The 26272-nt window shown below is 55.8% G+C and carries 25 protein-coding genes; 14 read left to right on the top strand and 11 right to left on the bottom strand.

Going from position 1 to position 26272, the window contains the following annotated elements:
- Window positions 1–119: 119 nt before the first annotated feature.
- Window positions 120–1034, bottom strand: coding sequence for a porin (locus PH7735_RS00365; RefSeq protein WP_058309363.1), 915 nt, complete (start codon window positions 1032–1034; stop codon window positions 120–122).
- A gap of 356 nt (window positions 1035–1390) precedes the next feature.
- On the opposite strand from PH7735_RS00365, the gene PH7735_RS00360 reads away from it, so the two are divergent.
- A complete protein-coding gene (locus PH7735_RS00360) occupies window positions 1391–1906 on the top strand; it encodes a DUF3576 domain-containing protein (RefSeq protein WP_058309362.1) in 516 nt (171 codons plus the stop codon).
- A gap of 62 nt (window positions 1907–1968) precedes the next feature.
- Here the strand turns inward: PH7735_RS00360 and PH7735_RS00355 are convergent, their stop codons facing one another.
- Window positions 1969–3228: a glycosyltransferase family 4 protein gene (locus PH7735_RS00355; RefSeq protein ID WP_058309361.1), complete on the bottom strand. Its 1260-nt coding sequence runs from the start codon at window positions 3226–3228 to the stop codon at window positions 1969–1971.
- Between the two features lie 168 nt (window positions 3229–3396).
- Between PH7735_RS00355 and leuS the strand changes: the two genes are divergently transcribed.
- From leuS to PH7735_RS00335, 4 genes are all read left to right on the top strand, one after another.
- Window positions 3397–5970: a leucine--tRNA ligase gene (gene leuS, locus PH7735_RS00350; RefSeq protein ID WP_058309360.1), complete on the top strand. Its 2574-nt coding sequence runs from the start codon at window positions 3397–3399 to the stop codon at window positions 5968–5970.
- Entirely contained in the window at window positions 5957–6454 is a 498-nt protein-coding gene (lptE, locus tag PH7735_RS00345) for an LPS assembly lipoprotein LptE (protein ID WP_082645083.1), read from the top strand. The genes leuS and lptE overlap by 14 nt, the downstream gene beginning before the upstream one ends.
- Entirely contained in the window at window positions 6451–7476 is a 1026-nt protein-coding gene (gene holA, locus PH7735_RS00340) for a DNA polymerase III subunit delta (protein WP_058309358.1), read from the top strand. Before lptE ends, holA begins: the two co-directional genes overlap by 4 nt.
- Window positions 7477–7572: 96 nt before the next feature.
- A complete protein-coding gene (locus tag PH7735_RS00335) occupies window positions 7573–8157 on the top strand; it encodes a glutathione S-transferase family protein (RefSeq protein WP_058309357.1) in 585 nt (194 codons plus the stop codon).
- Window positions 8158–8219: 62 nt separating this feature from the next.
- Here the strand turns inward: PH7735_RS00335 and PH7735_RS00330 are convergent, their stop codons facing one another.
- Together PH7735_RS00330 and PH7735_RS00325 are read right to left on the bottom strand one after the other, a co-directional pair.
- Complete coding sequence (locus PH7735_RS00330) at window positions 8220–9386, bottom strand: TIGR03862 family flavoprotein (protein WP_058309356.1); 1167 nt, start codon at window positions 9384–9386, stop codon at window positions 8220–8222.
- Entirely contained in the window at window positions 9383–10702 is a 1320-nt protein-coding gene (locus PH7735_RS00325) for a mechanosensitive ion channel family protein (RefSeq protein ID WP_058309355.1), read from the bottom strand. Before PH7735_RS00325 ends, PH7735_RS00330 begins: the two co-directional genes overlap by 4 nt.
- A 76-nt stretch (window positions 10703–10778) precedes the next feature.
- Here PH7735_RS00325 and PH7735_RS20935 point away from each other — a divergent pair, with 76 nt between their 5' ends.
- Window positions 10779–11072, top strand: coding sequence for an HNH endonuclease (locus PH7735_RS20935; RefSeq protein ID WP_082645173.1), 294 nt, complete (start codon window positions 10779–10781; stop codon window positions 11070–11072).
- A 43-nt stretch (window positions 11073–11115) separates the two neighbouring features.
- On the opposite strand, the gene PH7735_RS00320 is transcribed toward PH7735_RS20935, so the two are convergent.
- On the bottom strand, window positions 11116–11727 hold the full coding sequence (locus PH7735_RS00320) for an enoyl-CoA hydratase/isomerase family protein (protein ID WP_058309354.1): 612 nt from the start codon (window positions 11725–11727) through the stop codon (window positions 11116–11118).
- A complete protein-coding gene (locus PH7735_RS00315; RefSeq protein ID WP_058311071.1) occupies window positions 11724–12476 on the bottom strand; it encodes an SDR family oxidoreductase in 753 nt (250 codons plus the stop codon). Before PH7735_RS00315 ends, PH7735_RS00320 begins: the two co-directional genes overlap by 4 nt.
- Before the next feature lie 131 nt (window positions 12477–12607).
- Between PH7735_RS00315 and PH7735_RS00310 the strand changes: the two genes are divergently transcribed.
- The 3 genes from PH7735_RS00310 (at window position 12608) to PH7735_RS00300 (ending at window position 16367) form a co-directional block, all read left to right on the top strand.
- The gene (locus PH7735_RS00310; protein ID WP_158503145.1) at window positions 12608–14104 is read left to right on the top strand and encodes a DUF2125 domain-containing protein; all 1497 of its coding nucleotides are present in this window, start codon (window positions 12608–12610) and stop codon (window positions 14102–14104) included.
- 150 nt (window positions 14105–14254) lie between these two features.
- Complete coding sequence (locus PH7735_RS00305; RefSeq protein WP_058309352.1) at window positions 14255–15601, top strand: TldD/PmbA family protein; 1347 nt, start codon at window positions 14255–14257, stop codon at window positions 15599–15601.
- On the top strand, window positions 15588–16367 hold the full coding sequence (locus PH7735_RS00300; RefSeq protein WP_058309351.1) for a 3'(2'),5'-bisphosphate nucleotidase CysQ: 780 nt from the start codon (window positions 15588–15590) through the stop codon (window positions 16365–16367). Before PH7735_RS00305 ends, PH7735_RS00300 begins: the two co-directional genes overlap by 14 nt.
- 83 nt (window positions 16368–16450) lie before the next feature.
- Here the strand turns inward: PH7735_RS00300 and PH7735_RS00295 are convergent, their stop codons facing one another.
- Entirely contained in the window at window positions 16451–17194 is a 744-nt protein-coding gene (locus PH7735_RS00295) for a glutamine amidotransferase (RefSeq protein ID WP_058311070.1), read from the bottom strand.
- 156 nt (window positions 17195–17350) lie between these two features.
- On the opposite strand from PH7735_RS00295, the gene PH7735_RS00290 reads away from it, so the two are divergent.
- The 3 genes from PH7735_RS00290 to lpxK are packed head-to-tail and all read left to right on the top strand — an operon-like array spanning window position 17351 to window position 19824.
- Entirely contained in the window at window positions 17351–17593 is a 243-nt protein-coding gene (locus PH7735_RS00290) for a DUF4170 domain-containing protein (protein WP_058309350.1), read from the top strand.
- 9 nt (window positions 17594–17602) lie between these two features.
- Complete coding sequence (locus PH7735_RS00285) at window positions 17603–18817, top strand: 3-deoxy-D-manno-octulosonic acid transferase (RefSeq protein ID WP_058309349.1); 1215 nt, start codon at window positions 17603–17605, stop codon at window positions 18815–18817.
- A complete protein-coding gene (gene lpxK / locus PH7735_RS00280) occupies window positions 18817–19824 on the top strand; it encodes a tetraacyldisaccharide 4'-kinase (RefSeq protein WP_058309348.1) in 1008 nt (335 codons plus the stop codon). The genes PH7735_RS00285 and lpxK overlap by 1 nt, the downstream gene beginning before the upstream one ends.
- Window positions 19825–19850: 26 nt before the next feature.
- On the opposite strand, the gene PH7735_RS00275 is transcribed toward lpxK, so the two are convergent.
- Together PH7735_RS00275 and PH7735_RS00270 are read right to left on the bottom strand one after the other, a co-directional pair.
- Window positions 19851–20531 carry a DsbA family protein gene (locus PH7735_RS00275; protein WP_058309347.1) on the bottom strand — a complete coding sequence of 227 codons (681 nt, stop codon included), beginning with the start codon at window positions 20529–20531 and terminating at the stop codon, window positions 19851–19853.
- A 13-nt stretch (window positions 20532–20544) separates the two neighbouring features.
- Complete coding sequence (locus PH7735_RS00270) at window positions 20545–21045, bottom strand: DUF721 domain-containing protein (protein WP_058309346.1); 501 nt, start codon at window positions 21043–21045, stop codon at window positions 20545–20547.
- 87 nt (window positions 21046–21132) lie between these two features.
- Here PH7735_RS00270 and mutY point away from each other — a divergent pair, with 87 nt between their 5' ends.
- Both mutY and PH7735_RS00260 read left to right on the top strand, forming a co-directional pair.
- Window positions 21133–22185: an A/G-specific adenine glycosylase gene (gene mutY / locus PH7735_RS00265; RefSeq protein ID WP_058309345.1), complete on the top strand. Its 1053-nt coding sequence runs from the start codon at window positions 21133–21135 to the stop codon at window positions 22183–22185.
- 86 nt (window positions 22186–22271) lie between these two features.
- The gene (locus tag PH7735_RS00260; RefSeq protein WP_058309344.1) at window positions 22272–23405 is read left to right on the top strand and encodes an alkane 1-monooxygenase; all 1134 of its coding nucleotides are present in this window, start codon (window positions 22272–22274) and stop codon (window positions 23403–23405) included.
- Between the two features lie 52 nt (window positions 23406–23457).
- Here the strand turns inward: PH7735_RS00260 and PH7735_RS00255 are convergent, their stop codons facing one another.
- Together PH7735_RS00255 and PH7735_RS00250 are read right to left on the bottom strand one after the other, a co-directional pair.
- Entirely contained in the window at window positions 23458–24849 is a 1392-nt protein-coding gene (locus PH7735_RS00255) for an adenylate/guanylate cyclase domain-containing protein (protein WP_058309343.1), read from the bottom strand.
- 216 nt (window positions 24850–25065) lie between these two features.
- Window positions 25066–26181, bottom strand: a complete 1116-nt coding sequence (locus tag PH7735_RS00250; RefSeq protein WP_058309342.1) for a site-specific DNA-methyltransferase — start codon at window positions 26179–26181, stop codon at window positions 25066–25068.
- Window positions 26182–26272: the final 91 nt, after the last annotated feature.

Raw genomic sequence — 26272 nt, 5'->3', positions numbered from 1 at the left:
CGAGGTTTTTCTCGGCGGCTTTCCGCCAATCGTGTCTTAGCTTTCAACTCATCCAATTTTGTCGAATTTGCCACGGAACGCCTGTTGCAGCGCTCCGTGACAAGTGATTCCGTTCTGGATTAGAACGAGAAACGCAGACCAAGGTCAGCTTTGGTTGTGCCAGCTGCATCAACTACGCCGCCTTCAAGGAAGGTGCCGCCGCCAAGACGGTGCTGGAAACCGATACCTGCATATGTGTCATCGACAGCAGGATCGTTGTTTTGGGTGACATAACCGCTGATGTAGGTCGCCGAACCAACTTGGTAAGTTGCGCCGACACCATAAGCATCGTCGTTTGCACCGTTGTCAGCATACATCAGAGTGGCTTCGAGGTTACCCCATGTACCTGCTGCAGTTACAACTGCGTCAGTGTCGCCAGCCGCGTCAGACGATTGTCCACCAATTGCGAAGGTGTAGTTCGCCATTGTGTAAGACACATAACCGGCAATACGCTCGTTTGTGTCGGTCAAACCAGTGTTTTGAGTGGTTTGGTCAGGCGAGTAGGACAGGTGAACACCCCAGTTGCCCGAAGCGTACAGAACGTCAACACCCTGACGGCCGCTCGAACCTGAAGAGTACGCATCAGCGCCGCCATAGGTGTACAGAACGTTGTGGTAACCCAGACCAGTCAGACCGATCGAACCGGCATATGCACCTGGCATGAATTCCAGAGCACCCAGAGTTTGACCAACCGATACGGTGAACGGACCAGTCGAAACCCAGAAGCGGGGTGTGTTGAAGCCAGCTGTACGAGTGCTGTAACCGTCAGCGTGCTCGTTAGCCTGGTAGCGGATTTGCGCACCAAACGACAGACCGTTATCCGATTCAGCAGTCGCAGTTACGACCAGACGGAAACGGCTTTCAATGGTGGTTTCGTTGGCAGCGCCTTCATCATAGTAAACGCCAAAACGGCCGTAGCCGCCAAAGGTTACGTCTGCTGCGGCAACGCCTGCGGTTGCAACAAGAGCAGTCGTAGCGAAGAGAACTTTTTTCATAGCTGTGTACTCGCTTGTTCGAATTCAAAAGCCCAAAGCGAAGAACCGCCAGGGGACAAGAGACTTACTGGAACAACGGCTCTTTTAAAGCAATGTTTAAAGCATCGTTTAAATCTAAATTTCAAACATTGCCCTAAAAATGATGCCTGGCTGCAACACTCGACCTCTGGAAGGCATCTGGAGATACCTTACCAACGCACGGCCAAACGGTTTCCGTCGCACAAGGGGCAAAAAATCTCGCAGACCCCGCACACAGACGGTTTCCGACCCTTCAAAGGGTGAAATTCTTTAAATCCCTTGCCGATGCCCGCTCTGTTGGATAGGACGGTATCAAAGCAAAGATCTGGGCAAGAACGATGAAGAAGAACCGTTTCTTTGGGGCATTGGCAGTTAGCGTGGCTTTGATTGCGCTTGCGTCATGTGGCAACAATCGCAACGCGACGGGTGCGAGTTCAGGTGCAGATGCGTACCTGAACAGAGAAGATGTGGGTAATCCCATCGAAAGCGATCAGGTCACCGGTGAAAAAGGTGCGTCGATCTGGGATTTGTTCGGATCTGATGATTCTGACATCACCCTGCGCGTAAACAAATACCTTTGGGCCGCGTCCCTGGAAGTTCTCGACTTTCTTCCTATCCAATCTGTTGATCCGTTTTCCGGCGTGATTGTAACTGGTTACGGTCGCCCACCGGGTGGCGGTCGTTCGTATCGCGCCACCGTATATATCAGAGACCCCTCGCTTGATGCGCGCGCGCTGCACGTTGCGATGCAGACCAGCGGCGGCGCACCGGTTGCAGCAGGCACCGTCAAAGCGGTCGAAGATGCGATCCTGACCCGTGCACGGCAACTGCGGATCTCAGACGGGAAGCTCTAAGCGCTTCTCATCCAGCACATCATCAGGGCGCCAAGTGGCGCCCTTTTTTGTGAACACGGCGTCTAGTAAGTGAATTCGCCCGCCTTCATGTTCGCCAAACGCTCGATCCATTCGAGCTGCTGCGGAAGGCACACGGTCTCGAGATCATACTTTTCAACAGCCAGCGCGCGCGCAGCTTTTCCCATCTCGGCGGCAAGCTCGGGATCATCCAGCACACGATTCACATTGGCAACAAGCGCCTCTCCGTCAAAGAAGGGGAACAGAAGGCCTGTTTTTTCGTGCGTAATCGCTTCGTGCAAAGGCGCGGTATCGCTGGCCACAATTGGCGCACCAGCGCTCATCGCTTCTATCAACGACCAACTCAGCACAAAGGGATAAGTCAGATAGACATGCGCCTTGCTGATCTGAAGCAATGAAAGGAACTGGTCATATGGGATACGCCCCAGAAAATGCACACGATTCCAGCTCGAGGTCGGAATACGCCCGCGCACCTCATCAATGAATATCTGCTTCCACGTCTGACCGGCCGGAGGACGCGAGCCATAGCTGACCTCGTCCCCGCCAACCAAAAGAACCTGAGCATTCGGACGCGATTTAAGCAACTCTGGCAAGGCACGCATAAACACATGATAACCGCGATAAGGTTCGAGGTTGCGATTCACAAAGGTGATCACCTCATCCTGACGCGTTAGAATCTGGCCATCACCCAGCGTAAAGGTGACATCCGGATTGGGAACGACCACTTTGGTATCGATGCCGTCATGGATCACGCTGATCCGCTTGCGGAACTCTGGCGGGAAGGTATCTGCCTGAAACTCGGTTGGGCTGATGCCCAGATCGCCAACTTCCAGATGCATGAAATTGTTCATATTCTTCAAACGCAGCCGCATCGACTCGGTTTCCGAAGATTTCACAGGGAATTCAGGGTCAAAGCCCGTATCGCCTTTGGAACCACTATAATAGAGCTCGTAAAACAGACCGATCCGCGCCTCGGGCCACAGATCCTTGAGAAACATCGACTCGCCCCATCCGGGATGCGCGACAATCACATCCGGATTGAACCCGCCGCTCTTGAGCTGTTTTGCGGCGACATAACAGGATTCACCGCGCAGTAACTTCGATTCGAAATCCACAAGCCAGGGATGAAGCCCCTGTGATGGCTTTCTTTTCAGCCCATAGGGCAGAATCTGTACGCCATTCCACGTTGTTGGTTCTTTGACACGCAATGTTAGGGCAACAGCTTTGTGTCCACGTGCGGCAAGGGCCGGTGCCAGATGTTTGAACTGCCCGGGAAAATTTTGGTGAATAAAAAGAATGTTCATCTGTAAGCTTTCAGAAACAGGCCTTCGGTCACTATAGCGGAGTTCAGCCATGATTATAGCGCGTCTTTTTTCATTTTGACGCGCTCGCCCCCTAGACCGCAAGCGTTCAGACGCATATCACCCCTGAAAACGCCGTATTGCCTGCATACTAAGGAAAGGTGACCCAATATGTCGCGCTATTCTGCTGCTGAAATCGAAGCCAAATGGCAAGAAGCCTGGGTCACGTCCGAAACGTTCAAAGCTGTTCGTGACGAATCCAAGCCCAAATACTATGTGCTGGAGATGTTTCCCTACCCGTCGGGCAAGCTTCATATGGGCCACGTCCGTAACTATACAATGGGCGATGTGATCGCGCGTTATAAGATGTCCACGGGTCATAACGTACTGCATCCAATGGGCTTTGACGCCTTTGGCATGCCAGCCGAGAACGCCGCGATGGCGTCGGGCGGGCACCCCAAAGACTGGACCTATGCCAACATCGACACGATGGTTGAACAGATGAAGCCGCTTGGCCTGTCGCTCGACTGGTCACGTATGTTTGCGACCTGTGACACCGAATACTACGGCCAACAACAGGCCTTGTTCCTTGATATGCTCGACAAGGAACTGGTTTATCGCAAAAACGCCGTTGTGAACTGGGACCCGGTCGACATGACGGTTCTGGCCAACGAGCAAGTTGAAGGCGGCCGTGGCTGGCGCTCTGGCGCACTTGTGGAACGTCGCGAACTGACCCAATGGTTCTTTAAAATCTCGGACATGTCCGAAGAATTGCTGTCTTCATTGGACGATCTGGAAAACTGGCCTGCCAAGGTGCGCCTGATGCAGGAAAACTGGATCGGCAAATCGCGCGGTCTGCAGTTTGGCTTTGAACGTGTGGACGGCGAAGAGCCCATCACCGTTTATACCACGCGACCAGATACCCTGATGGGGGCGTCTTTTGTTGGTATTTCGCCTGACCACCCGATTTCCAAAGAGCTGGAAGAGGGCAATCCGGAACTGGCCGAGTTCCTCGCGGAATGCCGCAAGGGTGGCACCACGGAAGAGGCGATCGAAACGGCGCCCAAGCTGGGCTACGACACTGGTATCCGGGTCAAACATCCGCTGAACCCGGATTGGGAACTGCCGGTCTGGATCGCCAACTTCATCCTGATGGATTATGGCACAGGCGCAATCTTTGCCTGCCCAGCGCATGACCAGCGTGACCTTGATTTCTGTCGCAAATACGACCTGCCCGTCATCGACACCTTCTTTGCACTCGACAATCCGACACCGGTCGAAGCCGAAGCATTTGTGCCGCCAAAGTCGGAAAAAGTGAAATGGGTGAACCATTTTGCCGGCCTTGACGAAGCCACCGGAGAAGACGCCATCAACGCGACCGTTGATTTCGCCGAAAAGGCCGGATGGGGCGAAGGCGTTACCAAATATCGACTGCGTGATTGGGGCCTGTCCCGACAGCGATATTGGGGGTGTCCGATCCCTGTTGTGCACTGCGAAAAATGTGGCGTGGTGCCCGAAAAGAAAGAAAATCTGCCGATTGAACTGCCCTATGACGAAGGTGGCAAGCCAATCGACTTTTCCGTTCCCGGCAACCCGCTGGACCGCCACCCGACGTGGCGCGATTGCTCTTGCCCGACCTGTGGCGCACCGGCCCAGCGTGAAACCGATACCATGGACACCTTCGTGGATTCGTCTTGGTATTTTGCCCGTTTCACTGCACCACGTGCCACCACACCAACCGATCTGGTCGAAGCCGAATACTGGATGAACGTCGATCAATACATCGGCGGGATCGAACACGCGATTTTGCACCTGCTCTATTCGCGCTTCTTTGCGCGTGCGATGAACATCACGGGGCATTTGCCAGAAAAATCGAAAGAACCGTTCGACGCCTTGTTCACCCAAGGCATGGTGACCCACGCGATCTATAAGAATGCCGAACGGACCGACGAAAACGGCCGCGCGATTTATCACTATCCAAACGAAGTCGAAGAACGCGACGGCGAAACGGTTGTGAAAGAAACCGGTGAAAAAATCACCGTGATTCCTTCCGCAAAAATGTCGAAGTCGAAAAACAACGTGGTCGATCCGCTTGCGATCATCTCGTCTTATGGTGCCGATACCGCACGCTGGTTCGTTCTGTCGGATTCGCCTCCCGAACGTGACGTGGAATGGACGGCCTCTGGCGCGGAAGCTTCGGCCAAGCACCTTGCACGGGTTCACCGCATCGCAACAGATGTTGCGGACATGCCCGAAGGCACGGGCCAAGGCGACGAAGACCTGTTGCGCGAAATGCACAAAGCCATCCGCGATGTGACCTTGGGCGTCGAAAGCTTCGGCTTTAACGCCTCAATCGCCAAGCTCTACGCCTTCACCAACACCCTTGCAAAGTCCAAGGCCGGCAAAGACGCAAAACGCGAAGCGACTCGGACACTTGCACAACTGATGTCACCGATGACCCCTCACCTGTCTGAGGAAATATGGGGCATGCTGGGTGGCGAAGGTCTTGTGATTGACGCCGCGTGGCCAAAAGCCGACGATTCCATGCTGGTCGAAGCCAATGTGACCCTTCCGATCCAGATCAACGGCAAGCGTCGCGCGGAAATCAGCGTACCCAAAGATATGCCGAAGGAAGAGGTTGAAAAAATCGCCCTCGCCCACGAAGCTGTCGCCAAGGCGCTGGATGGGGCCCAGCCCAAAAAATTGATCGTTGTCCCCGGTCGGATTGTGAATGTCGTTATCTAATCGCAGGTCTTTTGTGATGTTTGGCGCGGCCAGCCTTGCGCTGGCCGGGTGTGGCTTTACGCCGTCTTATGGCACCAACGGCACCGCTTCTGCGTTTCTGGGGCAAACAGTTGTCGATGAACCTACGGACAACGTGTCGTATCTTGTGGTGCGTGAACTGGAAGATCGTTTGGGGCGCACGCCCCAAGGCATCTATGGTCTGTCCGTGTCATTGCAGACAGAACAGCGCAGCATCGCCAAATCAATCAGCGGCATCACCTCCCGCTATGATCTTCTGGCAACGGCAACATATGCACTGAGGGATCTTGAAACCAAAGAGGTCCTGACGAGTGGTAAAGTCGAAAACTTCACCGGCTACTCAACAACCGGCACAACCGTCGACACGCTGGCTGCGGAAACGGACGCATATGAGCGTTTGAGCGTCATCCTGACCGATCAGATTATGGCACAGCTTCTGGCCTATGCCGCTGCAAACCCGCAATGAAGCTGAGCGCGCGCGACGCCAACAAATATTTCGCTAAACCGGACCCATCCCGGACCGGCCTGCTAATCTATGGCCCTGACACCATGCGCGTTTCCCTGAAACGTCAGGAAGTCATCACCGCGTTGATCGGGCCTGAAGGCGAAGAGGAAATGCGACTGTCGCGCATTCCGGCAGGCAATCTTCGAAAAGAACCTTCCCTCTTGCTGGACGCCACCAAGGAAATCAGCTTTTTCCCCGGCCCGCGTGTAGCCTTTGTCGAAGATGCAACAGATACTGCGGCCCCGGCCATTCTGGCCGCATTGGAAGACTGGGCACCGGGCGATGCACAGATCGTCGTGACCGCGGGCCAACTCAAGGCAACCTCCAAGGTTCGAAAAGCCTTTGAAGGGCACAGCAACGCCTATGCCGTCGGGATCTACAACGACCCGCCGACGCGCGAAGAGATAGAAGCCGAGCTGGCACGGTCTGGCCTCAGAGAGGTCGAGCGTGATGCGATGACCGATCTGTCCAATCTTGCACGTGAACTGGACCCCGGAGATTTTCGCCAGACACTCGAAAAGCTGGCTTTGTACAAATTGAACGATGCCGCGCCCGTCACCAGCGAAGACATTGTGAACTGTGCGCCGACCTCGACCGAGGCCGCGCTGGATGATGTGTTGAACATTGTGGCCGAGGGCCGCGCTGCGGAACTGGGCCCCGTCCTGCGCAAGCTGCAATCACAAGGCATCACACCCGTAACACTATGCATCGGCGCCACACGGCATTTTCGCGCGCTCTATACTGCGGCCTCCGATCCAGGTGGCGCGTCTGCTGGTATTGCCCGCATGCGCCCCCCCATTTTCGGACCGCGACGAGACCGGATGCTGCGACAGGCACAAGGTTGGGGTGCGGCAAAGCTGGAACAAGCGCTCACGATTCTGACGGACACCGATCTTATGCTGCGCTCGGCAGGGCAAACCGCGCCTGCCATGGCTTTGGTCGAACGTATGTTTTTACGCTTGGCCATGCTGTCACGCCGCTAGGGGACCGTCACCTCTTTTACCCAACGTCGCCATACTCGCGGGTTGCGTGCCACCTTGCACGCTGTACCCTTCACGTAAGTCATTGGGAGGAAAAAAATGTACGAAGTCCTGGGAAGCCCCACCAGCCGCGCTTTTCGCGTGATCTGGCTTTTGGAAGAGCTGGGTCAACCATACAAAGTCAACAAGGCAGCCCCGCAATCCGAAGACGTTCTGGCCTTGAACCCGTCAGGTAAAATTCCGGTGCTCAAGGACGGCGACGAGATTGTGACGGATTCGACCGCCATCATGACCTATCTCGCTGACAAACACGGCGCATTGACCTTTCCTGCCGGTACAATCGAGCGCGCACATCAGGATGCCCTCACAAACTGTATCCTTGACGAGATCGACTCGGTTCTCTGGATTGCGACGCGACACAACTTTACCCTTCCGGAAGAGCAGCGCGTCCCCGAGATCCGCCACCCCGCAAAATGGGAATTTGGCCGCAACGTTGACCGGTTGATGAAACGCTGCAAAGGACCGTTTTTGATGGGGGACACGTTTACGATTCCCGACATCATTTTGTGCCACTGCGGAACATGGGCCAAATCGGCAAAGTTCCCGTCTGACAACGAGGACCTCAAGGCGTACCTCAAACGATGCCGCGCACGGGATGCGTATCAGAAACTCACATCCGGATAACGCCTTTGGCGGTGAGCTGACGTGAGAAAACTACGAGGCCGGACAGGTTTGTCTGGCCTCTTTTATTTGGCCTCATCCGCGACATAGCGCACCGCATGCTGTCCAGCCCAGCGCCCGGTTGCGATACAGGCAGTCAAAAGATATCCCCCTGTCGGGGCTTCCCAATCCAACATTTCTCCGGCTGCAAAGACGCCGAGCGTCTCTGCCAGCATGAGCCCGTCGGTCAAGGCATCGAACCGCACACCACCCGCCGTTGAAATCGCCTCATCTATTGGGCGTGGCCCAGACAAACGAACCGGCAATGCCTTGAGAATTGGGGCAAGATCGTCCGGCAAGGGTTTCGCGAACTCCATTAGCAAGGCCTGCTTTACGGGGTCCAGTTTCAAAACCTTGCGAAGGTGGTTTGCCAAACTGGCTTTGCCACGTGGCTTTGACAGCCGTTGCCGAATGACCTGTTCGCCGAGATCAGGTAACAAATCGACCGTCAGGTCAGCCCCTTCTCGCAAACGCCGAGAAACGGCATAAATGCCTCCCCCCTCAACGCCGCGTTCAGACACGACAAACTCTCCCCGAACACATTGTTCTCCGGCGGACAGCGACACGCCTTTAACCGGCGCGCCAAAGTGTTTGACCATATGTGTGGACCAGTCGACCTCGAAGCCCATGTTTGCGGGCAGAAAAGGCGTGGTGGCGTCTTTAAGCAAGTCGGCCCAAACTCCATCCGATCCAAGACGTGACCAGCTGGCCCCACCGCACGCCAGAACGGTTACATCGGGATCAAGAACCTGACGCCCTTCAGGCGTTTCAAACACAAAGCCATCTTGGCAGCCAGTCCAACGCCAACGGGTGCGAATTTCCACCCCTTGCTCTGCCAACCGCGTTAACCATGCGCGCAATAAAGGAGACGCCTTCATTACCCTTGGAAAAACACGCCCCGACGTGCCGGTAAACATTTCTTGTCCCAGCGTTTCTGCCCACGCAACGATGTCCTTTGGGCCAAAGGCCCGCAACATCGGTTCAAGCGCTGGCACTGCTTCTTCGTAGGCTGACAAAAACTGATCAAAGGGTTCATCCTTTGTCAGGTTCAGCCCCGATTTCCCAGCCATCAAAAACTTGCGGGCCACCGAAGGTTTGGCATCAGCGACAATCACCCGCATGCCAGCCGCAGACATGACATCTGCCGCCATTAAACCCGCAGGTCCGGCCCCGATGACCAAAGCCGTTTTCATGTATCGGGATTCTTTCGTGTGTCGCGCAATTCAACCACACGGTGTGGATATGGAATTTCGATGCCATTGTCCTTGAGCGCATTCCAGATACGGAACAAGACATCCGAGGTGTATTTGTGCCGCCCGTCATCGATCCCGTTGACCCAGAATTCGACCGCAAAATCGACACCGCTGTCGCCAAACCCGCGCAATTCACAGTCCGGCGGGAACGGGTCTTTCAAGACATCCGGATTCTCGGCCACGGCTGCCTCTACGATATCCGGAACAAGGTTGATATCGGTGCCATAGCTGACCGAGAACGGCGCCTCGTACCGGTTGGCCGAACCGCTGTCAGAGTAATTCACCACACGTGTCGTGATGAAATCTTCGTTCGGCACAACAATCCATTTACCGTCATAGGTTTCAAGGATCGCGGCGCGTGCGGTCATTTTGACGATGGTTCCGGCTTCACCTCCGTCCAACTCGACATAGTCCCCCACGGTCGCCTGCCCTTCGAGCAACAGGATGATGCCCGAGATAAAGTTGGAGGCAATTTTTTGCAGGCCAAACCCAAGACCAACACCAATCGCACCGGTCAGCACTGCCAAGGAGGTCAGCGAGATTCCCATAATGTTCATGAGCAGCAAAAACGCGACGCCAAAAATGGCAATCTCTGCCGTTTTGGCCGTCAGCTCTCGCATCGCCGGACGCATCTCGGACTGGTTTTTGATAAAGCTTGATGACTGTTCGTTCGACCAGCGGCCCAGCCAGAAAATGGCACCGCCGACAAGAACGAACCGGATCAGGAACAAAAGCGAGAAAGACAGGTTGCCCAGAGGCACCACAGTCTCGTCCAGTTTCAGCATAACCTCGTCAAGGAAGCCGAGGGCATAAAGACCTGCAATGGGCACCAGAAGGTAGCGCCCCAAAACCTTCATCAATGGATCGGTAATGATTTCGCGGACAAGGATACGTGCTGCAAGGAACATGAACACGCGTTTGCCAAAGGCGATCACCTCGCCCGATCCAAACACAGATCGCGTCACGCTTTCGCCGATCCCCGTCAGCGCATAGGCTAATAGTGGCAAAACCAGCGGTGCAAACATCAGGACAAACCTGCGCGCCTTGGCCAGATAGGTGTCCTGGTCTTCGGCTGGCGTCAGAAACTTTTGAACAGTAGGTAGGATTTTGCGCGTCACAAACAGTGCCGCGACATAAGCCACAACAAGCAATCCAAACTGCGTCCACGCCGCAGGGCTCAGAAGCCAGCCTTTGGCAAAGCCCCATGCCTGTTCAAAGTAAACAACACCCTGACCGATGATTACATCTGTATCCACACCCGAACCTCTTGAGAAAACACAACCTTACGCCATCTTCTTGCCTGACACCCCATTCGGACTCAAGAGAAACCCATTGTCAGACCCGATTTGCCCCTTATGTGACAGACCCATTCCGCCAAACGCGAAGCAAAGCGAGCATCATCTCGTCCCGAAGTTAAAGGGCGGCAAGGGTGGGCCAACCGTTCTGTTGCATCAGATATGCCACAACGAAATCCATGCCACGCTCAGCGAAGCAGATCTCGCCCGCAACTTTTCCACTGTCCCGGCTTTGAAGGAACATCCCCGCCTTGCAAAGTTCATCGCATGGGTCGCCAAACGCCCTCCGGCCTATCACTCGAAAACACCCAAGAAACGCCGCAAGCGTTAGCGACGTGATTTGGGTGTTTCCCGCGCGCCTTTAGACCAAGGCGTTACGCACAAAGGTTTTTGATGCCACGCGCGATGTCAGGTTTTGCCGCCAACGTATCCGAAGCAATGCTACGTGCTGTTTCAAGCAACGCATCAGGCTCAACCAGTTGATCAACCAAACCGAACTGCAGCGCCTCTTGCGCCAGAATTTTCTGCCCGCCCATCAAGATCAGCTTTGCGCGGCTTGGTCCGATCAGCGCCGCCATACGTGCCGGATCAGAGGGCTGAGGCAGGAAACCCAGTTTCATGACCGGATAGAAAAACTTGGCCGTTGGCACCGCCAAACGCAGATCACAGGCCAAAGCCATTCCCATGGCCCCGCCCGCAAGGGTGCCGTTTAAAGCTGCAATCGTCAGCCCTGGCAAACGCGCGATATTGCCAGACAGACGTTCCCACACATCCGAGGTCGCCAGACCTGCGCGCGCTTCGTCCAGATCGGCGCCAGCCGAAAACACTTTGCCAGCGCCCGTCAACACCAAGACCCGCGCCTCTTGGGCGGCTTCTGCAATATCGGCCAGTTCGCTCAACATCTCATGGGTGAGTGAGTTGGCTTTGTCAGGGCGGTTGATTGTTGCGATCCAAAGACCGCTGTCTTCTTTGACCAGATCGATCATATCAGGCCCACCGCCTTGCGGATGCTCTCGTCACGCAACGATATTTCATCGCCAAGCCAGTCATCGCCACCCGGACCGCACATCCACAACAGGCACTTTGCCGGCCATTCCGGCGGGATGTGATCGGACCAGTCCAGCTTGCTCACAGGGTTTACGCCACTTGATTTGATTTCGCGTTGCATCTCGGTTGCAACAGTCCCGGGGGACAGGCCAATCGCGCGGATTCCCTTGTCGCGGGCTTCTTTGTCGACGCACCGGTTCAACATATTAACAGCCGCTTTTGACGTGCAATAATGGCTCCATGCCTCAACAGGGCCATGCGCCGCGCCGGACGAGATCGTCAGGATGGATCCGCCTCCGTTTGCTTCCATCATCGGCTGGACCGCGCGTATTCCATAGTAAACGCCTTTGACGTTGATATCGATGACTTTGGCCCAACCTTCGGGGTCGGATGTAGACAGGTGCGAAATCGGCTCGATCACGCCAGCGTTGTTGATAAGGATATCAACGCCACCAAAGGTTTCCACGGCCTTTGCAACCGCGGCTTCAACCTCGGAAAAGTTCGACACATCGCATGTCACTGCCAAGGCCTTTTCGCCAATTTCATCTGCAATGCGGGTTATGTCATTGGCGCTGCGCGCCACCAAAACGACATTTGCGCCCGCTTCGGCAAAGACGCGCGCTGCGCTTTCGCCAATGCCACGGCTCGCGCCTGTGATCAGTACGGTTTTTCCCTGAACGTCTGTCATTTTGTCCTCCATGACCTGCTTGCCACACAGACCTAGACCGGACAAATGCCGCCGTCCAGTGCCAGCCCCCCTTGACCCTTCCTTCGCAGAGTCCGAAGTTAAGAGCAGCTTATTTAATGGAGTGGCTCCAAATGATTAAATGGAAAAGTATTGCTGGCGCAGGAACGCTGGCCGCTTTGCTGTCTTCCACAGCGGCCGTAGCTGACGTTAGCCCACGCGAAGTTTGGGATAACTGGCTCAATAGAATGACCGACTTTGGCTATGAAGTCAGTGCTACTGAAACGGACGAAGGCGACACGCTTGCGATCCGTGACATTGTTATGACTGTCGAAATGCCAGAAGAGGACAGCACGATACGGGCTGCGCTGGGAAGTCTTCTCTTGAAAGATCAAGGGGATGGCACAGTTTCAATCGACTTGCCCGCCACGATGCCAATCGACATTATGACAGAGGTCGAAGGCGAAAAGACGGACATGCAGGTGACCCTGTCCTATACGGGACCGTCCGTTGTGGCGTCGGGGTCTCCGGAGGCGCTGAACTATGTCTATAGTTTCGCAAATGTCACCGCCGAGCTGACCCGTCTGCTGATTGATGGCGCGCCCTCGGAAGATGTCGACCTCACGATGTCTCTGGATGAACTGAAAGGGACATCCGAGATCGAAGAGGGCGAAATGACCAAGATGGTCCAGAAGATGACCGCCAGTGCGCTGACTTACGAATTAAGCGCACAAGAGCCTGAATCGGGCAGTTTCAAAATGGAAGCCGACGTTCAGGGGATCAATTTCGAAGGCAGCGGAACCGTTCCCGCCATGGAGAGCACCGACGACCCGGCGGCTCTTTTGAACGATGGATTTGCTTTTGAAGGCACCTTTACACAAGGTCCCGCCACAATGCGTATTGAAGGGGCCGACAACGAAGGACCCTTTAGCGCCGATCTTGCCTCAGCGACCAGCAATCTTGGTGTAGAATTCGGCATCAACGGTTTTGACTATTCCGGACAAGCGCGCGATGTGACTGCAATGGTTTTGGGTGGTGGTGTTCCCCTGCCGATCAATGCCGAAATGTCCGAAGTGTCCTATCGCATCAAGATGCCCCTTCTCAAAGGAGAAGGACAACAAGACGTCGCAATGGAACTGACGCTTGGAGGATTGACCGTTTCCGAAATGCTCTGGGGCATGATCGATCCATCCGGTGTGCTGCCACGTGATCCGGCCACGTTGTCTTTTGACCTCGCTGGCAAAGTTACCCTGTTTGCCGATCTGGTAGACGAGGCCACAGCAGAGATGGACGCGCCGGGCGAATTGAACAGCCTGAACCTCAAGAGCATGCTGCTCGAAATCGCAGGCGCGCGTCTTTCGGGGGACGGGGCATTCACGTTCGACAACACAGACATGTCCAGCTTTGATGGCATTCCACGTCCCGAAGGCGCCCTGAACCTGAAACTGAAAGGGGCCAACGCCCTGATCGACAACCTTGTGACCATGGGTCTGTTGCCAGATGATCAGGCCATGGCCGGTCGCATGATGATGGGCATGTTCTCGGTTCCTGTCGGAGAAGATGATCTGGAGTCGGTGATCGAGATCAATGCCGAAGGGCATGTTCTGGCCAACGGACAACGTATCCAGTAACGCCTTTCAACGCTGCATTTCGGGCCGTTCTGCCAAAGCAGGGCGGCCCATTTTCTGCCAAACACTTGCGCGGACCCGCTGTGCGGTCTACCTCAGAACAAACATCAGAATAACTTTCGGCCCAAGGCCGCTAGGTCGCAAAGAACGGGAATGAGTATGAAACTGGAAAACCTCGCGCAGGCCATGCTTGATGCCGCTTTGAATGCAGGCGCAGACGCAGCCGACGCGATGGCGATACAGGGGACCTCGGTTTCTATCGATGTGCGTGGCAATGCACTCGAACAGGCGGAACGCTCGGAAGGCATCGACCTTGGCCTTCGTGTGCTGATCGGACAGCGTCAGGCCAATGTGTCTGTGTCCGACGCCTCTCCCCAGACCCTCGCGACAATGGCCGAACGCGCGGTTGCCATGGCCAAAGAAGCGCCTGAAGATCCCTATATCGGTCTGGCCGATCCGGAACAGATTGCAACCAACTGGGATATTGCGGCGCTAGAGTTGTCCGACCCGGCGCAAGAACCAGACCCCCAAGAGCTTTTGGCGGATGCCGCCGAGGCAGAAGCTGCTGCGTTTGCCGTCAGGGGTGTCACACAGGTTCAGACCGCAGTCGCCGGATACAGTGCGACGCAAGTCCACCTTGCTGCCACAAACGGATTTTCCGGTGGATATGCCCGAACCAGCCGCGCCACATCTTGTGTTGCCATTGCCGGCGAAGGTGACCGAATGGAGCGGGACTATGACGGGGATAGCCGCATTTTCCAGTCTGACCTGCGCAGTCCAACCGCAATAGGCACGTCGGCCGGGGAACGTTCCATCTCACGTCTGGATGCAATCCAGCCGCCAACCGGCGCCTATCCGGTTCTGTTTGACGAGCGTATTTCAACGTCTTTGATCGGCCATTTGCTGGCCGCAGCAAATGGCGCAAGCATTGCCCGTGGTGCCTCTTGGTTGCGCGACTGTTTGGGTCAGGATGTGCTGCCCAAAGGGCTAAGCCTGATTGAAGACCCCTACCGCCCCCGCATAGATTCAAGCCGCCCGTTTGATGCCGAAGGGTTGCAAACGCGTAAACGCGCGATTGTCGATGATGGCGTTTTGACCGGATGGACACTGGACCTCGCGAACGCCCGCAAGCTTGGCATGACATCCACGGCAAACGCCGCAAGAGGTGTCGCATCTCCGCCATCGCCAACCACGTGGAACGTTGCCCTGACCCAAGGCACCACGTCACGCGAAGATCTTATCCGTGACATGGGCACCGGTCTCTTGGTCACCTCGATGATCGGTTCGACCATCAACGCGACAACGGGCGAATATTCGCGCGGCGCTGCGGGTCTCTGGATCGAGAACGGCGAGATCACACATGCGGTCAACGAATGCACGATTGCCGGGAACCTGAGGGACATGCTGCGCAATCTCATCCCTGCCAATGACGCGCGCACTCATCTGTCTCGGGTTGTCCCTTCACTGCTCGTTGAAGGTCTCACGCTTGCTGGAAACTGATCTTTCCCTTTTGATTGACGCCGCCCACGAGGCAGGCCGGATCGCGCGTGGCTTTACCGGACCACAGGCCCGCGTGTGGGACAAACCGGACGGAGCCGGCCCTGTCACCGAGGCCGACCTTGCCGTCAACGAAATGCTTGAAGACAAGCTTCGGAACGCCCGCCCGGATTATGGCTGGCTAAGCGAAGAATCGTTGGACAACACGGACCGGCAAGCCGCGAAACGTGTGTTCATCATTGATCCGATTGATGGCACGCGCAGCTTTATCGAAGGCTCAAACACTTGGGCGCATTCTTTGGCCATCGCGGAACAAGGCGTCGTGACTGCGGCGGTGGTGTTCCTGCCGATGCGGGACAAGTTGTATCACGCCGAAACAGGCAAGGGTGCGTTTATGAACAACGCGCCGATTTCACCGAGCATGCGCTCGGCCTTGACCGGTGCGTCCCTTCTGGCCGCTCGGCCAGTGATGCAACCCCAGCACTGGCACGGGCCGGTTCCCGATGTTTCGCGCAGCCACCGCCCTTCCCTTGCCTATCGTCTCGCTCTTGTGGCCGAAGGGCGCTATGACGCGATGCTGACCTTGCGACCTACGTGGGAATGGGACGTTGCCGCCGGTGATCTGCTTTTGCGCGAGGCTGGCGCGATCACATCGGATCGATTTGGCAAAGCCCTGCTGTTCAACAACCCCGATCCCCGCCTGTCCGGTATGGTCGCCGGAGGGCAAGACGTACATGCGCAGCTGACACAGGCGCTTTCTGCCTCCTAGACGCTCTTCACGGTAACCCGAGGTTGCTGCCCTTTGGGCAAAAGCGCCTCTCCGACTTCGGAATAGAGATTTACAACCCAGAGTCAGGCGTCCTGCGCATAAACGTCTACAAAATTGCGCAAGACTTTTTCCGGTGCATGCACATCGGCCGACCGGCACATCTGCACAAGGTCATCGGCATCCTCGGGGCGGAAATAGCCACGGTGTTTGTAAATCCCGATACGCACCTCAAATCCGTCACTGTCGGCTTCGGGGTGGAACTGGGTTGCGTATACATTGTGACCAAACCGGATCATCTGATACGGGCACGTTGGTGAACTCACCAAGTGCGTGCAGCCTTCCGGCAATCGTTGAACCGCTTCTTTGTGGCCGACAAACGCAAAAAAACGGTCAGGAATGTCTTTCAACAACGGGTCATTGCTGCCGTCCGGTGTAATCGAACAATCCGAGACCCCGACATCTTCGGAATAATTTTCTTTGGACACTGTACGCCCGAGGTGATGCCCCAGAATGCCAATCCCATAACAACATCCCAGAAACGGAAAGTCTTTCCCTGTAATCTCGGGCATTAGGCCCAAAACCGCGTCCTCGATACGCGCTTCGATGTCTGACTTTTTGTCGGGGGCATCGCTGACGCATCCCGGCCCGCCGCCCACAATCACGCCGGAAAACGCATCAAGTTCCAAATCCCGAGGCAGGTCTTCGACATCCAACCGGATGCGCACGGTATCCTCTGCGGACAGTCCACTTTTGGTCAGGATGGCCTGATATTCATCATCGGACGCTTCTGTTTCGGGACGCAGTTGCAGGATCAGGAAAGGTTTCATCAGGAGTGCCTCGCTGTCTTGGCTTCCGAGGTGCCGCATCATAAGCGACAGGTCAACAGTAGAGGCCTTTGCAAACTGCCCGAAATTGCCGCAGGCTTGGCCTTGCCTCCTTTACGGCAACCTCATAGTTTGCGCACGAACCTCGGAGGATCCTACATGACACAGCGCTTGCACCTCGTATTTGGCGGCGAATTGGTCGACCCAAGCAAGAATGTTTTCAAAGATGTAGACGACATCCATATCGTTGGCATTTTCCCGAACTACCAAGCCGCACATGACGCCTGGAAAGCAGAAGCCCAACGCACAGTCGACAATGCCCACATGCGTTACTTCATTGCGCACCTGCACCGTCTGCGCGACGAAGAAGCCGCGGCCTCTTCGACTGAAGAGCTCGGATAACACCAGCCTATGGCGCGGACACTAGGGCTTTCTGCCTATCTTGCCTTTGCCCGACGGGAGGTGTCGCACGCTCCTGACACATCCACGTCGCGTCCTGACGGATGTCTGATCTGGTTGCATTGTGCAGATGTGGACCGCGCCAATGCCCTGATACAACTCGGGCTTCGCTTGTGCGCCCAGCGCATGGGCCACTCTCTTTTGATTACAACATCTCCGGGTCGACCTGCGCCGTCACTGCCCGAAGGTGTTATCTGGCAAGAGGCACCGGGCGAACATCCAAACGATGCGCGCGCATTTCTGGACCACTGGAAACCGGATGCCTGTTTGTGGCTTGGTCCATGGTTGCGGCCTTCACTGATTGATGCGGCGCACAAACTCCAGATTCCTTTGTTCCTGCTGGACGCTGACGAGCCCGGGCTGGAACACACGCGTTGGCGCCTGTTGCTCGAGCCGGTCAAAGGCACCCTAGCACTTTTTAACAAAATCTTCGCCCACTCTGAAACCGCCGCCATGCGTATTCGCCGTACGCTCTCGGATAGCCACCCAGTGCAAAAGTCCGGTCCGCTGTTGGAAGAGCATTCGGTCTTGCCGTGTAACTCCGATGACCTTGAAGAGCTGCGCGAGGCCCTTAAAGGCCGTCCTGTCTGGTTTGGTGCGCACCTGCATCCCAGCGAATTGCGGGCTGTTTTGGATGCACACCGCAGCAATCTACGTTTGTCTCACCGACTTTTGCTGGTGTTGGCACCGGAAGCGCCCGAAGACGCCCCGTTGTTTAAGGAACGCTGCCTTGAAGATGGGTGGCGCATTGCGGAATGGGACGAGGGCGAATTTCCCGATGGAAACACCCAAGTTCTCTTGGGATCAGACCCGCGCGAATTGGGCCTGTGGTATCGGATTTCGCCCGTGACCTTTATGGGAAGCTCGTTGGTGTCCGGCCTGGGCGGGCGCAATCCGTTTGAACCTGCGGCGCTGGGATCTGCCATTCTTTATGGCCCAAGTGTGCGCAGGCACCTTGAAAGCTATTCCCGTCTTGTTGAAGAAGGAGCCGCGCGCATCGTGCGTGACGCAGACAGCCTTGGCACGGCGCTGGCACTTCTCACTGCTCCGGACAGAGCCGCCCAGATGGCCCACGCGGGCTGGCGGGTAGTTTCGGAAGGCGCAGAAGTTTCAGATCAGATCATTAATCTGGTACAGGATGCGTTAGACGCCAAGGAGACTTCGTAATGCGCGCACCGCGTTTTTGGGATACCGCACCTGACGCCCCTGACTGGCGGGCACGTCTTTTGGCACCTCTCGGGACGATTTATGCGCGCGCAACGGCACAACGCCTCGCCAAAGGGAACGGTACGGCCCATCGTTGCAATGTCCCCGTTATCTGCGTTGGAAACCTCAACGCCGGAGGGACCGGCAAGACGCCGACAACCATTGCCCTGCTACAGCGACTTCAGGCGCGCGGGTTGACCCCGCATGTTGTCTCTCGCGGTTATGGCGGATCTTTGAAAGGCCCGCTGCAAGTGGACGAGCGCCAGCATACTGCGGATCAGGTCGGCGACGAGCCTTTATTGCTGTCGGCGTTTGGACCTGCATGGATTGCAAAGGACCGTGAACAGGGCGCCAAAGCGGCGGAATCTGCTGGTGCAGATATCATCCTCATGGATGACGGGTTTCAAAACCCGTCGTTGCACAAAGACGCCTCGGTCATCGTGGTCGATGCGAACAAAGGGTTTGGAAACGGGCGCTGCATTCCGGCGGGGCCACTGCGCGAACCTGTTGATGTTGGCCTGAAACGGGCCGACATCGTTTTGTCGATTGGCGACGCGCAGGCCCAGAACCGTTTTGCGGCGCAATGGAGCCGCCACATCCCTCTGCCTCATGCAAAGGGACATCTTGCCGTTCTGGAAATGGGTATGGACTGGACCGGAACACCTTTTCTGGCCTTCGCCGGAATTGGTCACCCCGAAAAGTTCTTTGCCACGTTGCAGGCTCAGGGCGCGCATCTGATCCATGCCGAAGCGTTGGAAGATCACCAGCCTTTAACACCAGCTCTGATGAACCGGTTGGAAACGGATGCCCGCCGATTCGGTGCACAGCTTGTCACGACGGAAAAAGACGCTGTCCGGCTTCCTTCCGGATTCCGGTCCAAGGTTCTGACCTTGCCTGTGCGTTTGGAGATCGAGGACTGGTCAGACATAGACCACCTTCTCGACAAGGTTTTATCCGGGCAAGGCTGATTGCGCCTCGCCCGAAGAATTCAGGGTTACTGGGCCAGCTTGTCGTCGATCAGCTTTTTGAGATCCGCATAGCTCATGTTCGAGTGCTTTTCGCCGTCAATGATCAATGAAGGCGTGCCCGAGATGTCGTCCTTGGCAACGTTCTTTTCGTACCATGCGACCAGGGACTTGGCTTTGTCTTCGTCTTGCATGCAAGCCTGCAGCTTCTCGTCTTCAATACCGGCAAGTCGTCCGACCTTGCGCAATTCTCCTGCGATTGCGACAGGGTCACCTGCACGGGTCCATTCGCTTTGACCCTTCATCAGAAGGTCAGCCATCCCGAAGAATTTTTCAGGCCCGGCACAGCGCGCCACCATCGAGGCCCACAGTCCGAAGCGGTCAAAATAGACATCGCGGAAAATGAACTTCACTTTTCCCGTTTCGACATAGTCCGCCTTGAGCGGCTTGAGCACACCTTCATGGAAGGTGGCACAGTGTGGACAGGTGAACGACGCGTATTCAATGATCGTGACAGGGGCATCATCCGAGCCCATGACCATTTCGATAACGCCAGAGGTATCAGCCATTGCTGCATCGTCGCTTGACGATCCGCTCGACTGAATCTGTGTCTGTTCGGCGTGGGCTTCGCCATTTGACTGGCTAAACCAGAATCCGGCGCCGGCAGCAGCGATCACAGCAACGATCGCGATGGGGATGATACGATTCATCGAAGAACCTTTCTTAGCGGTTTGTCTTTGTCAGGAAATTGCGAGACAGCCGTTCAAGCGCATCTCGCAGATCGGAGTCCTGTGCCGTTTGCGCCATACGGGCCGCTTCGGTTCGGATTTCCGGTGTTACGTTCTTTGGTTTGGCCTTTGGCTTGTGCGCGAAAACGGCCTGCCCTTCGGCAAAGCCTGTCGAGGCGGTTTGGGTAATGCGCAGCCGTTCAATCGCATTATAGCCATAGACCTGGTTTACGCGGGCGCGCAGCTTGTCTTTCTGCATTTCCAACATCGGAGCCTGCGCACCGGTTGTCAGCACGGTTAAAGTTGCCCCCAAACCCTGGCGGCCATATTTCACATCAACAGGCCGGCAGATCGATGCCATATCTTCGCCCACGATCTCGGTCCAATGCGTCAAAACACGCGTCACCGCGAAACCACGGGTTTCACCCGTCTCGCGAATGCGTTCCCTCAGCAACGATGACGTGCGGGCAAAGCCTTTGGTGGTGGTTCGGCGCATGTGGTGTCTTGCATCCTCCGGTTCAGCGCTATTTTAGTGGGCGCGCGGCAGGGTGCCAGCGAAACCGGACAAAGCGGGGTATAAAACTTGCGTGATCAGCCTTCTTCTGAGGTTTTGCTTGAGTGGTACGACCACCACGCCCGCAAAATGCCGTGGCGTGTCGGCCCAAAGGACAGGGCGAACGGCGTGATTCCCGATCCCTACCGGATTTGGCTGTCAGAAATCATGCTTCAGCAAACCACAGTCGCGGCCGTGAAAGACTATTTCGAACGTTTCACCAAACGCTGGCCCACCGTGCGCGACCTTGCGGATGCACAAGACGAAGACGTCATGGCCGAGTGGGCGGGGCTTGGGTATTATGCGCGCGCTCGCAATTTGCTCAAATGCGCGCGTGTTGTTGCCAATGAAAAGGGCGGCGTCTTTCCCGATACCGTCGACGCCCTTCTCGAACTGCCCGGCGTCGGTCCTTATACGGCAGGGGCCGTGTCGGCGATTGCCTTTGATAAAAGCTCGGTCGTGGTTGACGGGAACGTCGAACGCGTGATGGCGCGGCTCTATGATGTGCACACGCCCCTGCCTGCAGCCAAACCCGAGCTGACAGCTCTGGCTGAGTCCCTCACCCCTTTGGAACGGGCTGGCGACTATGCCCAAGCCGTTATGGATCTTGGCGCAACCATCTGCACGCCCCGCAATCCGGCCTGCGGCATTTGCCCGTGGCGTCCTGCATGTCAGGCAAGGTTGGCAGGAACCGCGGTTGACCTGCCAAAGAAGACACCAAAGAAGCCCAAGCCGATCCGGTTTGGTGTTGTGTATATTACGCGCCGCGTTGACGGCGCCCTACTGCTCGAGCGGCGCCCCGACAAGGGGCTGTTGGGGGGCATGTTGGGCTGGCCGGGGTCCGAGTGGGTCGAAAAGGAGGCCCCAAAGCACCAAGCCCCCATTCGCGCGGAATGGAAAACCCTGAACGGCGAAGCAAGGCACACATTCACCCATTTCCATCTGCGCCTGACCGTAAAGACAGCGCTGGTTCCGATGGAAAGAGAACCTGCTGTGGGACACTTCCTTCCACTTGAAGACTTTAGCCCAACGGACATCCCGACGGTCATGCGCAAGGCCTTTAATCTCTTTCACTCCGACTAGGGGATTCGGCTTGCGAAATCGTGATTGAAGTCAGTGGGCCATCGACCCATTATGCACCTGCGCGCGCCCTGTTCTGGAGAGTGACCATGATCCCGTCTTCGCAAGTTGCCAAACTGCAAAGCGCCCTGCCTTTTTGGCTGTCTCTGTTTCTCGTTCCCCTCATCTGGATTGTTGCGGGGCTGGGCGGCTGGTGGGTTCTTCTGGTGCCCATTGCGACCTGGTATCTTTTCTCCGCGCTGGACGCAGCGCTGGGGTTGAACCTTGCCAATGCAGATCTGGACACAACGGAAGACGATCTGTTCTGGTACCGTTTGGTCACGCTGATCTGGCCCTTCCTGCAATTCGCAACACTATTCGGGGTGCTTTGGTATGCTACGCACACCGAACACCTGACGATGGCCGGAAAAATCGGCCTGTTCTTTGGTGTTGGGGTGGTGACCGGAACCGTGGGCATCAATTATTCTCACGAGCTGATGCATCAGAAAGACAAACGGGAACGCTGGTTGGGCGATATCCTGTTGGCGATGGTTCTGTATTCCCATTTCCGAAGCGAACACCTTTTGGTGCATCACCGCTATGTCGGCACGCCTCGTGACCCCGTGACGGCCCGCTATAACGAGGGCTTCCACCGCTTTTTCCCGCGTGTTCTAATCGGATCTTTGCGTTCGGCGTTCAAAGCGGAAAAGGACATGCTGGCCCGCAAGGATTTGCCCTGGACGGACAGCTCAAACCCGTTTTTCCGCTATTGGGCGTTGCAAGCGGGGATGTTGGTTTTGGCGCTGCTGATCGGCGGATGGGAAGGTCTTTTGCTGTTCATCTGGCAAGCCTACATCGCAATCTGGCAACTCGAGCTGGTGAATTACGTGGAGCATTATGGCCTTACCCGCAAACATCAGGGCGAAGGCAAATATGAACACGTCAAACCACACCATTCGTGGAATGCCGCGCACAAGGCATCAAACTGGTTATTGATCAATTTGCAGCGACATTCGGATCACCACTACAAGCCGGACCGCCGGTTCCCCTTGCTGCAGAACTATACAGAGGCCGACGCCCCGCAACTGCCTTATGGCTATCCCATCATGACGATGGCGGCGATGATGCCGCCTGTTTGGAAGCATTACATGAACCCGCGTGTGCGAAAGTGGCGGCAGATGTACTACCCCGAAATCACGAATTGGCACAGCTACAACAAGGCCAAGAACCCCATGCCCCGATAACGGGCCGAGGACGCGCATACCCGTCTAGTTGATGTTTTGGATCAAGCGGCCTTTACATCTGGTCTGCAGGCCGTTCAAAGGCCCAAACCGTCAGCTTTTGTTCGACGCCACGGATATCCTGCTCTTCAAAGCGGCGCAGACCAGCCAGACAGGCGTGCCCGCCTTCATCCACGACTTCTTGGCGCATGCCGTCACTAATGACGAGCCGTGCATTCAGACCACGTGTCAGCGCCTCGAGCCGTGATGCAACGTTGACTGTATTACCCACCACCGCAAACTCCAGACGGTTGGCCCCGATATCGGCCAGAACCGCAGGCCCGTAGTGGGCACCAAAACCCACGCGCAGGGGCTGAAGGTTGCGACGGGTGCGATCATCATTCCACGCATCCAAGGCTTCCATCATCGCATGCACACAATTCAGGGCATTGATGGCGTCCTGCTTGGTTGGCTCTGGGGTGCCAAACGTGGCCATCAACCCGTCCCCCAGATATTTATCCAAGGTCCCGTTGTGCGCAAAAACCGCGCCCTCCATCAGGCCGTGGAATTCACGCAATGTCTCGATCACTTCTTCGGGTGCGCGCGTAGAAGCAAATTCGGTGAAATGCACGATATCCACAAACAAAACCGCAATTTCGTGGTTTCGAATTTGCTTCAAGGGTTCATCATTTTTGGAGAGTTCTTCCACCACATTTGGCGAAAAGTACCGCGACAGGTTGGTCCGCTCGCGTTCTAGAGCCGCGTTAGAGCGCAGCAAACGATTAAACCGTCTGACAGACACCGCCAAGGTGATCGCAACCAGCAAGAAAACAACAACTTCCTGAACACGCATCTTGAAGTGGAACTGCGTCGGATCCATCAAAAACCCAAGCGGAGAGTTCGGATAAGCATCTTGGGCGGCTTGGCTGATCTCGGGCATGGGGTCGGCAAACCACCACCCCACAACCAGCGCAAAGGTCCACAAACCTGCGGTCCATGTGCCGATCACAACCACAGTACGCCAGGAATAGGCCAGAGTTCCGGCCGCCAACAAAATGAAGAAGTATTTGAAGTTACCGAACTGATACTGCATCGCCTGCGGCCATGCGTGATCACTGAACGGGTTAGGCACGACCATGCCCAACGTCATGACCGTGAGATCCAGAAATATCAGGACCAGCTCGGCACGGGACAGTCCCACTTTACCGACACGCAGCATCAACCAGCCGTTGAAGGCGATGATCAGCAGGATGAACTCATAGAAAATGACCTCGGGCCACGGAACAACGAACAGCATAAGGATCGCAACAACGCCCATCGCAACCCAACGCGCGCGCACAGCCAGAAAAAGACCTTCGCGTTTGTGGCGCTCAAGAACCTGCTCGGTGTATTCGTATTCTGGTGTGCCCTGTTCGGGCAACTCGTAGGTCTGATCTTCGAAAAAGGAAGAAATCGATCGGCGCGCCATGCGTTTAAGCCTTAAATGATCCTGTGCCTAAGATAATGGCACTGTGGCGTCTTTAAAGTCAAAATCGACCATTCTAACGCGGCAAAATGGACTTATCGGCTTTCCAGAACACCACTCACCAAAAAACCCCGCCGTGAGCCGGCGGGGCAAGTCATGGCGCCTGTGTAAGTCAGTCCACAGGCACCGGCGGTATTCTTAAGTCGTTTTTTAGAAAGACTAGTTTGGACGATCGGCCATTTCGGCCCGAATCTGCTGACGCAGCAGATCAATCGGGGTTTTCTTGCCGTCGCGCTGATAAGACCAGTAAGTCCAGCCATTACAGCTCGGTGCGCCTTCAAGGTGCGCACCCACCTGATGGATCGATCCTTTGACGTCATCCCCGATAAGGGTGCCGTCTGCGCGCACCTTGGCCTTGTGGCGACCATTGTTCGAATAAAGGCTTTCACCCGGACGCAGCATGCCGCGTTCGACCAGTTGCCCAAATGGAACGCGGGGTTCGGCACGTTTGCTGGTCGAAACCTGCAACGCTTCTCGATCAAACTTCCGGACATTGGCAAGGCGTTTGGTCGCGACCTTGCGGTACGCCTCTTCGCGCTCAATCCCAATAAAGTCACGGCCGAGCATTTTTGCCACTGCGCCAGTTGTGCCTGTCCCGAAAAATGGGTCGAGGACAACGTCACCCGGATTTGTGGATCCCACCAACACACGGTGCAGCAGGCTCTCGGGTTTTTGCGTCGGATGGGCCTTGTCGCCGTTCTCGTCTTTCAGACGTTCATGACCGGTACAGATCGGCAGCACCCAGTCAGAGCGCATCTGGATACCTTCGTTCAACGATTTCAGAGCTTCATAGTTGAACGTGTACTTGCCACCTTCCTCTTTGGAGGCCCAGATCATGGTCTCATGCGCATTGGTGAACCGCTTGCCGCGGAAGTTTGGCATCGGGTTCGACTTGCGCCAAACCACATCGTTCAAAATCCAGAAACCCTGATTCTGAAGTTCGGCCCCCATGCGGAAGATGTTGTGGTATGATCCGATAACCCAAATGGCACCATTCGGTTTGAGAAGACGGCGTGCCGCCTTGAGCCATTCACGGGTAAATTTGTCATACGCAGCAAAGCTCGAGAACTGGTCCCACTCGTCATCAACAGCATCCACTTTGGAATTGTCAGGACGGTGCAAATCCCCCTTCAACTGAAGGTTATAGGGGGGGTCTGCAAAGATCAGATCGATCGAGTTTTCCGGCAGACTGTTCATCATTTCGATACAGTCGCCATCAAGAATCGTGTTTAGAGGGAGCGCAGCTGCGCCCTTGCTTTTGGTCATAGTCTTCATTCTCTGCCTCAATAAACCGGCACAATTTTTTGCGCTCTTTGGTTAAGACAAAGATGAGTCAAACCTGATTCTTCGTCAATTTCTTTTTTGA

Source organism: Shimia thalassica (assembly GCF_001458215.1).
Taxonomy (GTDB): Bacteria; Pseudomonadota; Alphaproteobacteria; order Rhodobacterales; family Rhodobacteraceae; genus Shimia; species Shimia thalassica.
Note: the sequence above shows the minus strand (reverse complement) of the source record. Positions and strands in the feature narration are given on the sequence as shown.

Coding starts and splice junctions, on each gene's coding strand:
- PH7735_RS00365 (WP_058309363.1), bottom strand. CDS start 1,034: ATGAAAAAAGTTCTCTTCGCTACGACTGCTCTTGTTGCAACCGCAGGC.
- PH7735_RS00360 (WP_058309362.1), top strand. CDS start 1,391: ATGAAGAAGAACCGTTTCTTTGGGGCATTGGCAGTTAGCGTGGCTTTG.
- PH7735_RS00355 (WP_058309361.1), bottom strand. CDS start 3,228: ATGAACATTCTTTTTATTCACCAAAATTTTCCCGGGCAGTTCAAACAT.
- leuS (WP_058309360.1), top strand. CDS start 3,397: ATGTCGCGCTATTCTGCTGCTGAAATCGAAGCCAAATGGCAAGAAGCC.
- lptE (WP_082645083.1), top strand. CDS start 5,957: ATGTCGTTATCTAATCGCAGGTCTTTTGTGATGTTTGGCGCGGCCAGC.
- holA (WP_058309358.1), top strand. CDS start 6,451: ATGAAGCTGAGCGCGCGCGACGCCAACAAATATTTCGCTAAACCGGAC.
- PH7735_RS00335 (WP_058309357.1), top strand. CDS start 7,573: ATGTACGAAGTCCTGGGAAGCCCCACCAGCCGCGCTTTTCGCGTGATC.
- PH7735_RS00330 (WP_058309356.1), bottom strand. CDS start 9,386: ATGAAAACGGCTTTGGTCATCGGGGCCGGACCTGCGGGTTTAATGGCG.
- PH7735_RS00320 (WP_058309354.1), bottom strand. CDS start 11,727: ATGATCGATCTGGTCAAAGAAGACAGCGGTCTTTGGATCGCAACAATC.
- PH7735_RS00315 (WP_058311071.1), bottom strand. CDS start 12,476: ATGACAGACGTTCAGGGAAAAACCGTACTGATCACAGGCGCGAGCCGT.
- PH7735_RS00310 (WP_158503145.1), top strand. CDS start 12,608: ATGATTAAATGGAAAAGTATTGCTGGCGCAGGAACGCTGGCCGCTTTG.
- PH7735_RS00305 (WP_058309352.1), top strand. CDS start 14,255: ATGAGTATGAAACTGGAAAACCTCGCGCAGGCCATGCTTGATGCCGCT.
- PH7735_RS00295 (WP_058311070.1), bottom strand. CDS start 17,194: ATGAAACCTTTCCTGATCCTGCAACTGCGTCCCGAAACAGAAGCGTCC.
- PH7735_RS00290 (WP_058309350.1), top strand. CDS start 17,351: ATGACACAGCGCTTGCACCTCGTATTTGGCGGCGAATTGGTCGACCCA.
- PH7735_RS00285 (WP_058309349.1), top strand. CDS start 17,603: ATGGCGCGGACACTAGGGCTTTCTGCCTATCTTGCCTTTGCCCGACGG.
- lpxK (WP_058309348.1), top strand. CDS start 18,817: ATGCGCGCACCGCGTTTTTGGGATACCGCACCTGACGCCCCTGACTGG.
- PH7735_RS00275 (WP_058309347.1), bottom strand. CDS start 20,531: ATGAATCGTATCATCCCCATCGCGATCGTTGCTGTGATCGCTGCTGCC.
- PH7735_RS00270 (WP_058309346.1), bottom strand. CDS start 21,045: ATGCGCCGAACCACCACCAAAGGCTTTGCCCGCACGTCATCGTTGCTG.
- PH7735_RS00260 (WP_058309344.1), top strand. CDS start 22,272: ATGATCCCGTCTTCGCAAGTTGCCAAACTGCAAAGCGCCCTGCCTTTT.
- PH7735_RS00255 (WP_058309343.1), bottom strand. CDS start 24,849: ATGGCGCGCCGATCGATTTCTTCCTTTTTCGAAGATCAGACCTACGAG.
- PH7735_RS00250 (WP_058309342.1), bottom strand. CDS start 26,181: ATGAAGACTATGACCAAAAGCAAGGGCGCAGCTGCGCTCCCTCTAAAC.